The sequence below is a fragment of the Burkholderia sp. BCC1977 genome (assembly GCF_905339595.1).
Classification (GTDB): Bacteria; Pseudomonadota; Gammaproteobacteria; order Burkholderiales; family Burkholderiaceae; genus Burkholderia.
Genome location: NZ_CAJPGQ010000036.1, coordinates 45709 through 59830, shown reverse-complemented (window position 1 = coordinate 59830; position 14122 = coordinate 45709). Strand labels below are relative to the sequence as shown.

General features: G+C 68.3%; 8 protein-coding genes. 4 read left to right on the top strand and 4 right to left on the bottom strand.

The window, feature by feature from the left end:
• The first annotated feature begins 58 nt into the window (after positions 1-58).
• Positions 59-1852: a phospholipase D-like domain-containing protein gene (locus U5771_RS25630; protein ID WP_322026556.1), complete on the top strand. Its 1794-nt coding sequence runs from the start codon at positions 59-61 to the stop codon at positions 1850-1852.
• A gap of 169 nt (positions 1853-2021) precedes the next feature.
• On the opposite strand, the gene U5771_RS25625 is transcribed toward U5771_RS25630, so the two are convergent.
• The 3 genes from U5771_RS25625 to U5771_RS25615 all read right to left on the bottom strand — a co-directional run bounded on the left by U5771_RS25625 (position 2022) and on the right by U5771_RS25615 (position 5796).
• Positions 2022-2696 (bottom strand): TetR family transcriptional regulator, encoded by a 675-nt coding sequence (locus U5771_RS25625; RefSeq protein WP_124494860.1) that lies wholly within the window; start codon positions 2694-2696, stop codon positions 2022-2024.
• Positions 2697-2811: 115 nt separating this feature from the next.
• The gene (locus tag U5771_RS25620; RefSeq protein WP_322026555.1) at positions 2812-4080 is read right to left on the bottom strand and encodes an FAD-binding oxidoreductase; all 1269 of its coding nucleotides are present in this window, start codon (positions 4078-4080) and stop codon (positions 2812-2814) included.
• A 135-nt stretch (positions 4081-4215) separates the two neighbouring features.
• A complete protein-coding gene (locus U5771_RS25615) occupies positions 4216-5796 on the bottom strand; it encodes an amino acid permease (protein WP_415859432.1) in 1581 nt (526 codons plus the stop codon).
• A gap of 674 nt (positions 5797-6470) precedes the next feature.
• Here U5771_RS25615 and U5771_RS25610 point away from each other — a divergent pair.
• Positions 6471-7982, top strand: coding sequence for an aldehyde dehydrogenase family protein (locus tag U5771_RS25610; protein WP_322026554.1), 1512 nt, complete (start codon positions 6471-6473; stop codon positions 7980-7982).
• A gap of 139 nt (positions 7983-8121) precedes the next feature.
• Here the strand turns inward: U5771_RS25610 and U5771_RS25605 are convergent, their stop codons facing one another.
• Positions 8122-10584 carry a DUF3772 domain-containing protein gene (locus U5771_RS25605; RefSeq protein WP_322026553.1) on the bottom strand — a complete coding sequence of 821 codons (2463 nt, stop codon included), beginning with the start codon at positions 10582-10584 and terminating at the stop codon, positions 8122-8124.
• A gap of 418 nt (positions 10585-11002) precedes the next feature.
• Between U5771_RS25605 and U5771_RS25600 the strand changes: the two genes are divergently transcribed.
• Both U5771_RS25600 and U5771_RS25595 read left to right on the top strand, forming a co-directional pair.
• Positions 11003-12421 carry an MFS transporter gene (locus U5771_RS25600; RefSeq protein ID WP_322026552.1) on the top strand — a complete coding sequence of 473 codons (1419 nt, stop codon included), beginning with the start codon at positions 11003-11005 and terminating at the stop codon, positions 12419-12421.
• A 329-nt stretch (positions 12422-12750) separates the two neighbouring features.
• Positions 12751-13995, top strand: a complete 1245-nt coding sequence (locus tag U5771_RS25595; RefSeq protein ID WP_322026551.1) for a hypothetical protein — start codon at positions 12751-12753, stop codon at positions 13993-13995.
• Positions 13996-14122: the final 127 nt, after the last annotated feature.

The following is a 14122-nucleotide window of genomic DNA, read 5'->3' as shown; positions in this document are numbered from 1 at the left end:
GAACCGCCGACAACACTGACCCATTCATCTCGACCGGCCGGCCCGGCAGGAGCAACGAATGACCGTCAGCGTACGCAGCTATCTTTCCCCGACCCTGGTCCTGCTCGCCTTCGACTGGCCCGATGCGGCATCGCGTACCGACTTCCTCGGCTTCGCGATCCGGCGCACGCCGGGTTTCTGGTCGGCCGACGGCAAGACGCGGGCGCCGAACAGCTGGCTGCCGAACCGGCTCACGTTCGACGGCCCGGCCGCCGACACGCAGGGCGACGCGCCGACCGATCAGGCACCGATCCAGAAATTCATGTGGTGGGACGCGCGCATCGATCCGCAGGATCGCGATGCGTCGTTCCGCTATGACGTCTATCCGGTCGTCGGCACGCCGGAGAGCCTGCAGGTGCTCGATGCGGAGGCCGGCGGGTGCGATGTCGTGCTGCCCGCGCACATCGTGGACGGCGTCGGCACGTGGTTCAACCGCGCGGTGGTCAGCTCGCAGGCGTTCGCGAAGCAGGTCGCGGCGCTGGGTCTCGCGCCGAATGCGGCGCCGAGCGCGGACCAGGCGCTGAAGCTGCGCACGTGGCTCGCGAACGACATGGAACAGGTGTTCGCGGCGATGCTCGACCCCGCGTCGCGCGCGGTGTCGGCCGTCTATCACCTGACGGACACGCTGTGGGCGCTGCCCGCATTCGAGGCGTTCGGACGGCAGCACGGCGAAGCGTCGCTCGCGATCGTCTACGACGCGCACACGACGGCCCGCAAGGGCAAGCCGCCGCTGCCGTCGCCGAACCAGCCGGCCGTCGACGCGTTGCAGGGCCTCGCGACGCTCGCGCCGCGCGACAAGACGCACATCATGCACGACAAGTTCATCGTGACCGACGCACCGGCGAACGGCGCCGCCGCGGTGACGCCCGCGCGCGTGCTGACCGGTTCCGCGAACTTCACGACCGAGGGGCTGACGGAGCAGGCGAACGTGCTGCACGCATTCGATTCGCCGGCGCTCGCCGCGCTGTACAACGCGCGGGCGCATGCGCTGGCCGCGAATCCGCCGATCGCGGAGACGGCGAAGTTGTCGCCGGGCTGGTCCGAGCCGCTGACGATCGGCAGCGCGCAGGTGCGCGTCGCGTTTTCGCCGGAGCCGGCGGGGCAGCGCACCGAGATCGATACGATCGTCGCCGCGATCGCGGCCGCGAAGCATTCGGTGTCGTTCTGCCTGTTCATGCCGACCGACGCGGCGCTGCGCGACGCCTGCTTTGCGGCCGGCGATCGCGGCCTGATGATGTTCGGCCTGGTGAACCGCATCAACGTCGGCAGCGCGACGAAGGCCGATGCCGCGCAGCACGACGGCCAGCCGCTCGATGCGGCGACGCTCGCGAACCTCGAGCTTTACCATCGCCAGCGCGATCATCGCGACGTGATCGATGCCGCGTATTTCTCGCCGGCGACGGTGCCGAAGGGTTTCGAGCCGGAGCTGCGCCTCTTTCCGGGCGAGCCGGCGCCGGCCTATCCGCCGGTCGTGATCCATCACAAGTTCATCGTGATCGATGCGGAAGGCGCGAACCCGATCGTCTATACGGGCTCGGCGAACATGAGCCGCAACTCCGAGCAGTACAACGACGAGAACCTGCTCGAGATTCGCGACACGCGGATCGCGGCGATCTATCTCGCGGAATTCCTGCGGCTCTACGAGCACTACCGCGCGCGGGCGCTGTCGATCGAAACGAAACAGCATGGCGCCGGTACGCAGAGGCAGCTCGCGCTCGCGCCGGATTCGAGCTGGGCGAAGAAGTATTACGTGGCGGGCAGCCCGGAAGAGAAGGCGCGGATCGCGCTGGCGTCGACCGCGCCGACGGACTGACGCGCGACGCACGCGCTCGGCCTGAAGTGGCCTGACGCGGCCGGCGGCGATGCGCCGCGTGCGTCCGGCTCGTGCCGGTTGCACGCGGTGTGGTGCTGTGTCGTTCGGGAGGTGTGCCGGACGGCGGATTCAGCGCCAGCCGGCCTTCGGGCGGAAGCGCGCGGTGTGCCTACGCGGCGACGTAGCGCAGCACGGAGTCGGCGATCGTCTCGCGATGCCGCGCGCGCAGCCGCGGCGCCGACGGATCGCGGCCGAACGCGGCGCCGAACGTATAGCGGTTCGACACGCGGTGGAAGCAGAACGAGCTGATCAGCAGGTGCAGGTCGAACGCGTCGATGTCCTGGCGGAACGCGCCGCTCGCCGCGCCGCGCTCGAGCAGTTCCTCGAGCGTCTTGATGATGCTGACGTTGCGGTTCTTGAACGACTTCAGCTGTTCGAGATACTTCGCGCCGTGGATGTTCTCGATCGACACGAGGCGGACGAAGTCGCGATGCTTGTCGTGATAGTCGAACGTGAATTCGACGAGCCGGCGCATGCCTTCGCGCGGCTCCATGTCGCCGACGTGCAGTTCCTGCTCGAGCGCGCGGATGTCGCCGTACACCTTCTCCAGCACGGCCTCGTACAGGCCTTCCTTGCTTTCGAAGTAGTAGTAGAGCATCCGCTTCGTCGTGTTGGTACGCTCGGCGATCGCGTCGACGCGCGCACCGGCGAGGCCCATCGCGGAAAACTCCTGCGTGGCGACGTCGAGGATGTTGCGCTTGGTTTGCTCGGGATCGTATTTGCGCCGCGCATCGGTCGCAAGCGCGCGGCTTTCTGACGTGGCGGCCTTGCTTCCAGCTTTCATGTGACTTTGTTGTGGGTTGGCGGCGGCATGGAGAAACCATTCTAGCATGCGGGAAATCCCCGCCCGGCCGACCTTCCGCTCTAATCGGCCGCGCGGTTTCGACTGCCGTTGCCGCTCAGCGCCGGCACGACGCGAGCGCGTCGCGGGCCTGGTACGCGGTGTACGTGAGCTGCGCGGCGGCAAGGCCCGCGAGCCCGAACGTGCGCGTGAGCCCGAACGCGGCGAAGCCTTCCGGCACGGGCTGTTCCCCGGCCAGCGCGGCGGCGAGCGCTTCGCCGGCGACGGTGGTGGGCGCCATCCCGTGGCCGCCGAATGCGATCGCGTGCCATACGCCGTCCGCGTCGCGGCCGATCTGCGGCATCTTGTGCCGCGCGTAGCTCATCAGTCCGCCCCATGCATATTCGACCTTCACGCCGTCGAGCTGCGGATACACGCGCAGCAGGTCGCGTCGCAGCAGCCGCGCGATCGCGTCGGGGCCGCGGTCGAGCACCGAGATCCGGCCGCCCCACAGAATGCGCGTGTCCTTCAGCGGGCGGTAGTAGTCGAACGCGAAACGCGTGTCGTAGATCGCGTACTGCGCGTCGATCGCGTCCGGCAGGCGCGTGCCGAGCGGTTCGGTCGCGATCACGTAGGTCGCGATCGGCAGCACCGCGCGCTCGATGCGCGGCGACACGCCGCGCGCATAGCCGCCGCCGGCGAATACGACGTCCTTCGCGCGCACCGTGCCCTGCGCCGTGCGCACGACGTAGCCGGCGCCTTCGCGCGCGATGCCGAGCGCGGCCGAGCGTTCGTACACGCGTGCGCCGCCGCGCGAGGCGGCCGCCGCGACGCCGAGCACGTACTTGAGCGGATGGAAGTGGAACGCGTTCGGCTCGAACAGGCCGCCGTAATAGCGCTGCGACTTCAGCCGCGCGCGCAGCGCGTCGGTCGACACGGGCTCCCAGTCGACGTTGAATTCCTGCTTCATCAGCGTGCGCACGCCGTCGAGCCGCGATGGATCGTCGAACCAGTTCGCGAGCATCACGCCCTCATCGACGATGTCGCAGTCGATTCCGTAGCGGGCAATGCGCGTGCGGATCAGGTCGACCGCATCGACGGTGAGCCGGTACAGGCGGCGGCCTTCGTCGCGGCCGAGCGTGCGCAGCAGGTCCGCATTGTCGAGGCTGTAGCCGCCGAACACGAAGCCGCCGTTGCGGCCCGAGGCACCGAAGCCGACCCGCTCGCTGTCGAGCACGACGACATCCCGCACGCCGCGCTCGACGAGGCCGAGCGCCGTGCACAGGCCGGCGAGGCCGCCGCCGACGATGCAGACCTGCGTGTCGATCGTGCCGGTCAGTTGCGGGTAGGGCTGGCGGGTAACGGTGGCTTCGTAGAAGTTCTGCATGCGTGTTCGGTGACTCGTAACGGCGGAAAAACGGACGGCGCGCGTCGATCTTGCCTGAACGCGCGCGCCGCGTCGAATGGGGTTTTCAGCGCAGCGGCCGCCGCGGTGGGGCGGAGGCCGCTGCGTGACCGGGCATCAGGTGCCCGGCGTCGGGTTGGCCGGGGCGGCGACATAGGCCGGATAGCCGGCGTCGGCTTCTGCCGTGGCGTCGGGCACGGCGTTGCGCTCGATCCACGGCGCGATCTCCATGTCCTCGTAGCGCACGAGGCGGCATTTGCGCACCAGCGCGTAGCCGAGCCAGATCACGAGGAAGAACGGCAGGCCGATGTAGGTCGCGGCGATGCCGGTCCAGTCGATCTTGTCGGAGAGGAACGCCTGGTAGTCCTGGCCGAGCGCGACGATCGCGCACAACGCGAATGCGAACAGCGGGCCGAACGGAAACCACTTCGACCGGTACGGCAGCTGGTCGAGCCGATAGCCCTGCTTCAGGAAGCCCTTGCGGAACCGGTAGTGGCTGACCGCGATGCCGAGCCACGTGATGAAGCCGGCCATGCCCGACGTGTTCAGCAGCCACAGGTACACCGTCTTGTCGCCATACAGCGACGTCAGGAAGCACAGCGCGCCGACGGCGGTCGTCGCATACAGCGCATTGCGCGGCACGCCGCCCGGCGACAGCTTCGCGAACAGCTTCGGCGCGCGGCCTTCGACCGCGAGGTTGTAGAGCATCCGCGTCGACGCGTACATGCCGGAGTTGCCGGCCGACAGCACGGCCGTCAGGATCACCGCGTTCATCACGCCGGCCGCGAACGCGAGACCCGCGTGGCGGAACACGAGCGTGAACGGGCTCACGCCGATGTCGGTCACGTCGCTCTTCAGCAGGCTCGGGTCGGTGTACGGAATCAGCACGCCGATCACGAAGATCGCGAACACGTAGAACAGCAGGATGCGCCAGAAGATCTGGCTGACCGCGCGCGGGATGGTCGTGCGCGGGTTCTCCGATTCGCCGGCCGCGACGCCGATCATTTCGGTGCCCTGGAACGAGAAGCCCGCGATCATCGCGACGCCGAGCATCGTGGCCCAGCCGCCCGCGAACGGCGCGTCGCCGATCGTGAAGTTGCCCCAGCCCGCGCTCGGGCCGCCCTGCATGATCCCGAAGATCATCAGCAGGCCGACGCCCACGAAGGCGAGCACCGTCAGCACCTTGATCAGCGCGAACCAGTATTCGGCCTCGCCGAAGCCGCGCACCGACAGCGCGTTGAGCGCGAAGATCAGCGTGAGGAAGATCGCGCTCCACCAGACGCCCGGCACGTGCGGAAACCAGTAGTTCATCACGAGCTGCGCGGCGACGAGCTCCACCGCGAGCGTCACGGCCCAGCTGTACCAGTAGTTCCAGCCGAGCGCGAAGCCGAAGCCTTCGTCGACGAATTTCGAGCCGTAGGTCGCGAACGAACCCGACACCGGCATGAACGCGGCCATTTCGCCGAGGCTCGTCATCAGGAAGTAGACCATCAGGCCGATCAGCATGTACGCGAGCATCGCGCCGCCGGGACCGGCCTGGGAGATCGACGCGCCGGACGCGACGAACAGGCCCGTGCCGATCGAGCCGCCGATCGCGATCATCCGCAGATGGCGCGCCTGCAGGCTGCGGTGGAGGGACGGCTTCGCGGGCGGCGAGCCGGACGGACGGGGCGAGTCTGGGCGGGCATCTGAATGCATGGCGGGTGCTGGGCGCTGTCTCCGGGATTGTTTTTTGGCTACGAAGGGCGACGCGTTGCCGGCCGCCGGCCGGGCAGCGGCGCTGCCGCGCGGGCCTGATCCGGATCGACCGGGTCTACCGGGCCGGGCCTACCGGGCCCATCGGGCCTACTGGGCTGCGACGCGTGGCGCCTTCGTCTGTCGTCCGGCCGCCGTTGGGCGGCCGTCGGCGCGCCGGGTGCGGTGCACCTCGACGCCGCCCCGATTGTGTGTGCCCGCCGCACGCACGGCAAACGATATTTCCGCACAGGGTGATGCAACTTTGTCATCAAGTTGCGGCGCATCGCAACCGGCGAGGCGGCCCGGGCACCGGCCCTGGACACGTCCCATACGCGTGCCGAAGCGGGCGGATTCATCCTGCCGGGGTGTTGCGTTTTGGGAATGAAGTCGTGAGTTAATATCAATAGCGGCCCGACTTGTGGCCGCCGACAATGTGTCGCATGGATCGTGCCTTGCGAGGCGGGGGCGCGCCGTCCGGCCGGGTTGCCGGCGGCGGCGCCGCGCGATGCGCCGTGCGGCGCACCGGGCCTGCCGAGCTGCGCATCCGCTTGCACAGGGCGCGCGAACGCGCTCCAATCGAATCACGCGGGCGGCGTTGCCGCCGCACCGATCAATCTGTCCCTGAAGAGGAAGTGATGCAATTCAACGACATTCTTGCTGCGCTCGACATCGATCTCGCCCAGTGGAAAGGCAATGCGCTGACCGCGCGTTCGCCGCTCGACGGCGCGACGCTCGCGACGCTGGCGGTCGATTCGCCCGCCGACGCCGAGCGCAAGATCGACGCCGCGCACGACGCATTCCTCAAGTGGCGCACGGTGCCGGCGCCGGTGCGCGGCGAACTCGTGCGCGTGTTCGGCAACGTGCTGCGCGAGCACAAGGCCGAGCTCGGCCGCCTCGTCACGCTCGAAGCCGGCAAGATCACGTCGGAAGGGCTCGGCGAAGTGCAGGAAATGATCGACATCTGCGACTTCGCGGTCGGCCTGTCGCGCCAGCTTTACGGCCTCACGATCGCGTCCGAGCGCCCGGGCCACCGGATGATGGAAACGTGGCACCCGATCGGCGTGTGCGGCGTGATCTCGGCGTTCAACTTCCCGGTCGCGGTGTGGGCGTGGAATGCGGCGCTCGCGTTCGTGTGCGGCGATTCGGTCGTGTGGAAGCCGTCCGAGAAGACGCCGCTCACCGCGATCGCGTGCCACGTGCTGCTCCAGAAGGCGATCCGCGAGTTCGAGAAGACGCATCCGGGCGTCGCGCCGGCGGAATTGAGCCAGCTGGTGCTCGGCATGCGCGATGTCGGCGAGGTGCTGACGGCGTCGAAGAAGGTGCCGGTGATCAGCGCGACCGGCAGCGTGCGGATGGGTACGGAAGTCGCGAAGGTGCTGAGCCAGCGTCTCGCGCGCGGCATCCTCGAACTCGGCGGCAACAACGGGATGATCGTCGCGCCGAGCGCCGACCTCGACCTCGTGGTGCGCGCCGTCACGTTCGCGGCGGTCGGCACGGCCGGCCAGCGTTGCACGACGCTGCGCCGCCTGATCGTGCATCGCAGCCTCGTCGAGCAACTGCTGCCGCGTATCGAGAAGGCCTATGCGTCGGTGAAGGTCGGCAGCCCGCTCGAGGAAGGCACGCTCGTCGGTCCGCTGGTCGACCGTGCGTCGTTCGACGCGATGCAGAAGGCGCTGGCCGATGCACGCGAACAGGGCGGCGAAGTGAAGGGCGGCGAGCGTGTCGACGTCGGTCACGCGGATGCGTACTACGTGCGTCCGGCCATCGTGCGGATGCCGAAGCAATCGGCGGTGGTCGAGCGCGAGACATTCGCGCCGATTCTCTACGTGATGGTCTACGACAACTTCGACGACGCGATCGACGTGCACAACGCGGTGCCGCAGGGCCTGTCGTCGGCGATCTTCACGAACGACATGCGCGAGGCCGAGCAGTTCATGTCGGCGGCGGGCAGCGATTGCGGGATCGTCAACGTGAACATCGGCACGAGTGGCGCGGAGATCGGCGGCGCGTTCGGCGGCGAGAAGGAAACGGGCGGCGGCCGCGAGTCGGGTTCGGATGCGTGGAAGGCGTACATGCGCCGCGCGACGAACACGATCAACTACAGCCGTCAGCTGCCGTTGGCGCAGGGCGTGAAGTTCGACGTCTGACGGAGCGCGCCCGGGAGGGTGCCTTGACGGTCGAATGAAAAGGGCCGGTTGCCGCGGAAGCGGTAACCGGCCCTTGTCGTTTCCGGCGAGGCGGGCGCCGCGCTGCTCGATCGGAGCGCATGCCCGCTCAACGACTCACTTACGGTTCCTGCCGCGTGGGAGCGTCGTTCGCCGGCATGTTCTGCACGACCAGCATCTGCGGCGTCGACAGGGTGATCCGTGCCGCCCGCAACTGCTTCAGGATCTCGAACAGCAGGTCGCTCTTCGTCGCGCTCGCGATCCGCGGGCTCGCCACGTAGCCCGTGACGCTCAGCGTGATCCCGTCCGGCGCGAGCTGGCTGAACGTGACCGACGGTGCCGGCGTGTCGAGAATCGCCGGGTGCTCGCGATACGCGTCGAGCAGCAGGTCGCGCACCTGCTCGGGGTCGGTGTTCAGCGGGAACGTGAGCATCAGCGTCGCGACGCCCTGCGTGCTGTTGCCCATCGTCACGTTGCGCACGTTCTGCGAGATCAGTTGCGAGTTCGGCACGATGACGGTCGAGCGGTCGCTGAGCTGGATCTCGGTCGCGCGCACGTTGATGCGGCGGATGTCGCCTTCGACGCCCGCGATGCTGACCATGTCGCCCACCTTCACCGGCCGCTCGGTCAGCAGGATCAGTCCCGACACGAAGTTCTTCACGATCTCCTGCAGGCCGAAGCCGATACCGACCGACAGCGCGCTGACGATCCACGCGAGGTTGCTCCACCTGACGCCGAGCAGCCCCAGCGTCATCAGCACGAGCAGCACGTAGCCGACGTTGGTGAACAGCGTGATCAGCGACACGTGCATTCCCGTGTCCATGCCGAGTGCCGGCATGAACTCGTTGTCGAGCCAGCGGCGCACCGAGCGCAGCAGGTAGAAGCCGATCGCGAACCCGATCACCGCGTTCAGGATCCGGTCGGGCATGATGTTCAGGCTCTGCAGCCGCTGGCCGCCGATCATCGCGACCGCGCTGTCGAGCAGGTCGCTCGGCGTCGTGCCGAAACCGCCCGTCAGCAGCGCGATCGCCGCGACCAGCATCAGCAGGCTCGTGCCGAGGCCGGACACGACGGTGTGGGCCTGCTCGAGATGCCGGTCGTCGAGCGCGAACAGGTGCTTGATCTGCTTGCCCGTCGACAGGTTCGCGGAGAACAGGCTTTCGCTCGCGTCGCGCGTCAGCTGCGTCAGGATGTAGACGCTGCACAGCACGATCTCGAACCAGACGAGCTCGTACGTGATGAAGCGCGCGACCGTGATGTAGCCGATCAGCAGCGCGACCAGCGACACGACGATCGCCAGCGTGACGCCCGCGTGAATCAGCCCCGCAAGCGTCGAGCGCTGCTCGGGCGCCTCGCCGGATGCCGCCAGCGCGGTGCGCACGCGATTCGCGCGCAGGATCGACGCGCCGACGGTCAGCGCGACGACGAGCGAGACGATGCCGCGGCCGAACAGCGTGACGGACAGGCTGGTATCGACGATCCGGTTGATCGATTCGAGCGTGCCGGACATCAGCAGCAGCGCGGCCAGCACGCCGGGGAACGGCTTCATCGCGAGCGCGACGGGATCGGCGAGCGCCGGCAGCCGCCACGACGGATGCTTCGTGCAGAGCAGCGCGCGGCCAAGGCCGGCGATCAGCGCGCAGGTCACGGCGAGCTTCGCGAACTGGTCCCACAGATCGGTCATCGAAGACGTGAGCTCGGAGTGGCGGGCGAGCGCGAGATAGAGGATCTGGACGGCGACCGCGGTTGCGAGCAGCGTCGAGAACGCCGTCGCCAGCGCCAGCGCGCTGCGGCGCAGCCGGGTGGGCGGCAGGCGGTTCAGGCAGAACCACGCGAGCCCGCGTTCGACGACGCGGCGGCCGCCGAGCCAGGCAGCGAGCGCGGCGATCAGCAGCAGCGTGGTGATGGCGCGCTGGCCGGATGTCCAGGACGAGCGCAGCATGTCGTGCAGTTCGTCGTTGAAGTCCTCGAGCCGCTGGACGTCGTCCGGCGACAGGCGGAACAGCGGCAGCCAGAACTGCGCGCCGAAGATGCTGCCCGAACGGAACGCGAGCTGGTTCTTCAGCAGGCTGCGGTGCAGCTTCGCGAACTGGTCGTTCAGGTTCGTGAGGTTGGTCTTCTGGTCGGCGGCCTGTTTCAGCGCCGCGTCGATCTGCGCCTTGCGCGCGTTCAGCGTCTCCCGCTGCTGTTCGACAGCAGGCGTTTCGGGCGATGCGCCCGGGGCCGGCGGCGGGCCGAGCACGTCGAGCTGCGCCTGCACTTGCGTGCGCTGCGGCGCGAGCTGGCTCTGCAGCTTGTCGACGTCGGCGCTCAGTTCCTGGGTCGCGTCGCCGAGGTCGTCGAGCTCCTTGCTGTTGGTCGTGTTCGACGTCTGCTGCTTGATGCGGTCCTGTTGCACCTGCATCTGCTTGAGCTGCGCAACCGCGTCGCTCAGCGAAATGGTCGGCACGGGGACGCCGACGCCGCTCGCGCCCGGTGCGGACGCGGCCGTCGGAAACGCCGATGCGGTCGCGAGCGCCGCGAACTGCAGCAGTGCGAACAGCGCGATCCGGCGTGCGTACGTGGATAGTCGTTGTATGGACATGGAATGCTTACGTTTTGCCGACAATGCCGGGTGCCGAAAGGCGACCGGAAGCCGGGGGTTGGCCCGGTAGCATGTTACCGGGGTGCGGCGGACGCGGTGCTGCCGATCGCGCACCCTGGCTGCCGCCTATCGCGGTGCCCGCGCGGGCATGCGACGGCCCCGCGAGCCCTTGCCTACGGGGCCCGTGCCGGCCGCTGGCACAGTCCGACGGCGCGATGTCGCGACGCCGGCCTTCCTTACAGATCCGACAGACGGTTACGCAAGTTACACATTGCCGGGCGCGAAAGTGGGGTGTCCGAACCGGTTCGACACGCGACGCGACCCGCGCGGCGTGCCGGTACAATGCAGCGAATCGCCCGACGGCGGCCCGCCGGCCGCCGGACAACAACACACGACACGATCAGGAGACACGACCAAGATGGTCTCAACGGACAGCTTTCCGCAGGCAGCCGCCGCGTCCTCTTCCATCGACGCCGGCTCGATTTCAGCCCGCCTCGACCGCCTGCCGCCGACCCGCAGCGTCTGGAAGCTCGTCGTGCTGCTGAGCCTCGGCTTCTTCTTCGAACTCTACGATCTGCTCTACAGCGGCTACGTTGCGCCGGGCCTCGTGAAGAGCGGGATCCTGTCCGCCACGACGCACGGCCTGTTCGGCACCACGGGCGTCGCGAGCTTCATCGCCGCGCTGTTCTCCGGCCTCTTCATCGGCACGATCGCATGCGGCTTCCTCGCGGACCGCTTCGGCCGCCGCGCGATCTTCACGTGGTCGCTGCTGTGGTACACGGCCGCCAACGTCGTGATGGCGTTCCAGGACACGGCAGGCGGGTTGAACTTCTGGCGCTTCGTCGTCGGTCTCGGCCTTGGTGTCGAGATGGTGACCATCGGCACGTACATCTCCGAACTCGTGCCGAAGCAGATCCGCGGCCGCGCGTTCGCGTGCGAGCAGGCGGTCGGGTTCGTCGCGGTGCCGGTGGTCGCGTTCCTCGCGTACCTGCTCGTGCCGCATGCGCCGCTCGGCCTCGACGGCTGGCGCTGGGTCGTGCTGATCGGCGCCCACGGCGCGCTGTTCGTGTGGTGGATTCGCCGTGCGTTGCCGGAGAGCCCGCGCTGGCTCGCGCAGCAGGGCCGCGTCGACGAAGCCGACCGCATCATGCGCGCGCTCGAGGCGAAGGTCGAAGCCGAATACGGCCGGCCGCTGCCGCCGCCCGCGCCGGCCGAGCCGGTGCCGCCGCGCGGCAGCTTCCGCGACATGTGGGTGCCGCCGTATCGCAGCCGCACGATCATGATGACGATCTTCAACGTGTTCCAGACGGTCGGCTTCTACGGCTTCGCGAACTGGGTGCCGACGCTGCTGATCAAGCAGGGCATCACGATCACGTCGAGCCTCATGTATTCGAGCGTGATCGCGCTCGCGGCGCCGCTCGGTCCGCTGATCGGCCTGGTGATCGCCGACCGCTTCGAGCGCAAGTCGGTGATCGTCGCGATGGCCGCGGCGATCGTCGTCTGCGGGCTGCTGTTCAGCCAGACGACGGTCGGCGCGTTCCTGATCGTGCTCGGCATCGGCCTCACGCTCGCGAGCAACATCATGTCGTACAGCTTCCATGCGTATCAGGCCGAGCTGTTCCCGACGTCGATCCGCGCGCGCGCGGTGGGCTTCGTCTACTCGTGGAGCCGCTTCTCGGCGATCTTCTCGTCGTTCGTGATCGCGGCCGTGCTGAAGGGCTTCGGCACGTTCGGCGTGTTCGCGTTCATTGCGGGCGCGATGATGATCGTGATGGCCGCGATCGGGTTCATGGGGCCGCGCACGAAAGGTATCGCGCTCGAAGCCATTTCGAAGTAGACGTGGGTTGCGCACTCGCGTGTCGCGTGCGGCACGCGAGCGAGTTCCCGGCGTTTCGGGTTGCCGAAAACGTCCAGCGAAGCAATCTGCCATGCGGCGGCGAAGCAAGCGGCAACGAGTTGAAACAAAGCGTGACGAAGCGCAAAACTGCCGCGAAACCGGGGGTGCGGCCCTGCCGATCGTTGTCCGCGCGGGTAGAATGAAAGACCTGACGACTCATTAGCCGCCATCGGACCGAACGCGTCGTACGCGCGACCGGCTCCGCCGCGAAGAGGCGTCTGCGCCGGTCGCAAGCGACGCCTCCGGCGTGTCGATGGCTCGTGCGGAAGATGCGCCGTTCGCGACGTGCGGCGACCGGATCGGCCGATGGCTTCGATCGTATGATGCTTTCCGACCTGACGCGGCGGTTGCCCAAGCCGCGTTTCCGTTTCCTCGCAGTCGCCACGTGTGCGTGGCTCGCGGCCGCTCTCCCGATCTCCGTGCTTGTCGCGCGGCCGGCCTTTGCCGCGACCGACGTGCCGCCGGCCGCTGCTACGTCATCCTCATCAACGGATTCGGCCACGCATCCGGCTTCGCCGGCGCATGTGTCGTCGGGGGCCGTGCCGTCATCCGCGGCATCCGTCGTGCATCATGCGGCACCCGCGAGCGGGGCATCGGGGGCATCGCCGGCTTCCGTCGCATCGGCGGCATCGCCTGCGTCCGCGGCATCGGCCGCGTCCGGCACGCCGGCGAGCGAAGCAGAGGCCCTCCCACCGACGCCGCCGCGCCGGCATCCGCCGCTGTCGGCCGAGGAAGCGAAGAACGCAACCACGCGTGCGATCGACATCCGCAAGCGTTTCACGCAGGAAGTCACGCGACGCCTGAACGTGCCCGCGAGCGAGCAGCGCGCGTATGGTTACCGCCTTCAGCAGGCGCTCGCCGATGCGGACCTCGGCGACCTGGCCGGCGAATACGTCGCGATGGTCGACCGCGCGCCGAACGCGCAGGCGCTGTTCATCTACTTCCGTGCGACGCCGGCCAATGCGTGGCTGATGATCGGCGCGGCGCCGGTCGGCACCGGCTGGCCCGGCAAATACGATCACTTCCTGACGCCGCTCGGCGTGTTCCACCACTCGCCCGACCACATGGACTTCCGCGCGGAAGGCACGACGAACGACAACGGCATTCGCGGCTACGGCAAGCGCGACATGCGCATCTACGATTTTGGCTGGGTGGACGGCGAGCGCGGCTGGGGCAAGGGCGGCAAGTCGCCGATGCGCTTCCAGATGCACGCGACCGACCCCGATCGCCTCGAGGCGCTGCTCGGCATCCGGCACTCGAAAGGCTGCGTGCGGATTCCAGCTTCGCTGAACACGTTCCTGGACCGGCACGGCATTCTCGACGACGACTACGAGGCGCGCGTCGAGGCCGGCAAGTCGTTATGGGTGCTGCGCCACGATCGCGACATCACGCCGATCGCCGGTCGCTACCTTGTCGTGATCGACAGCGCGCGCAAGACGCGTCCGGCATGGTCGCCGGCGCCGGGGCGCCAGGCGTGGTCGAAGCTGCCGAAGAGCGGCGATACAGCGGACTGACGGCAGCCGAAAGTGTGCCGGCGACCGCCTGTGCGCATGGCAGATGGATCGGTCAGCGAATCGTTCGAGTGGAAACGCAGGCCACCGGCAAAATCGAACAGTGTGCACGCGAGGAACGACGCACGCC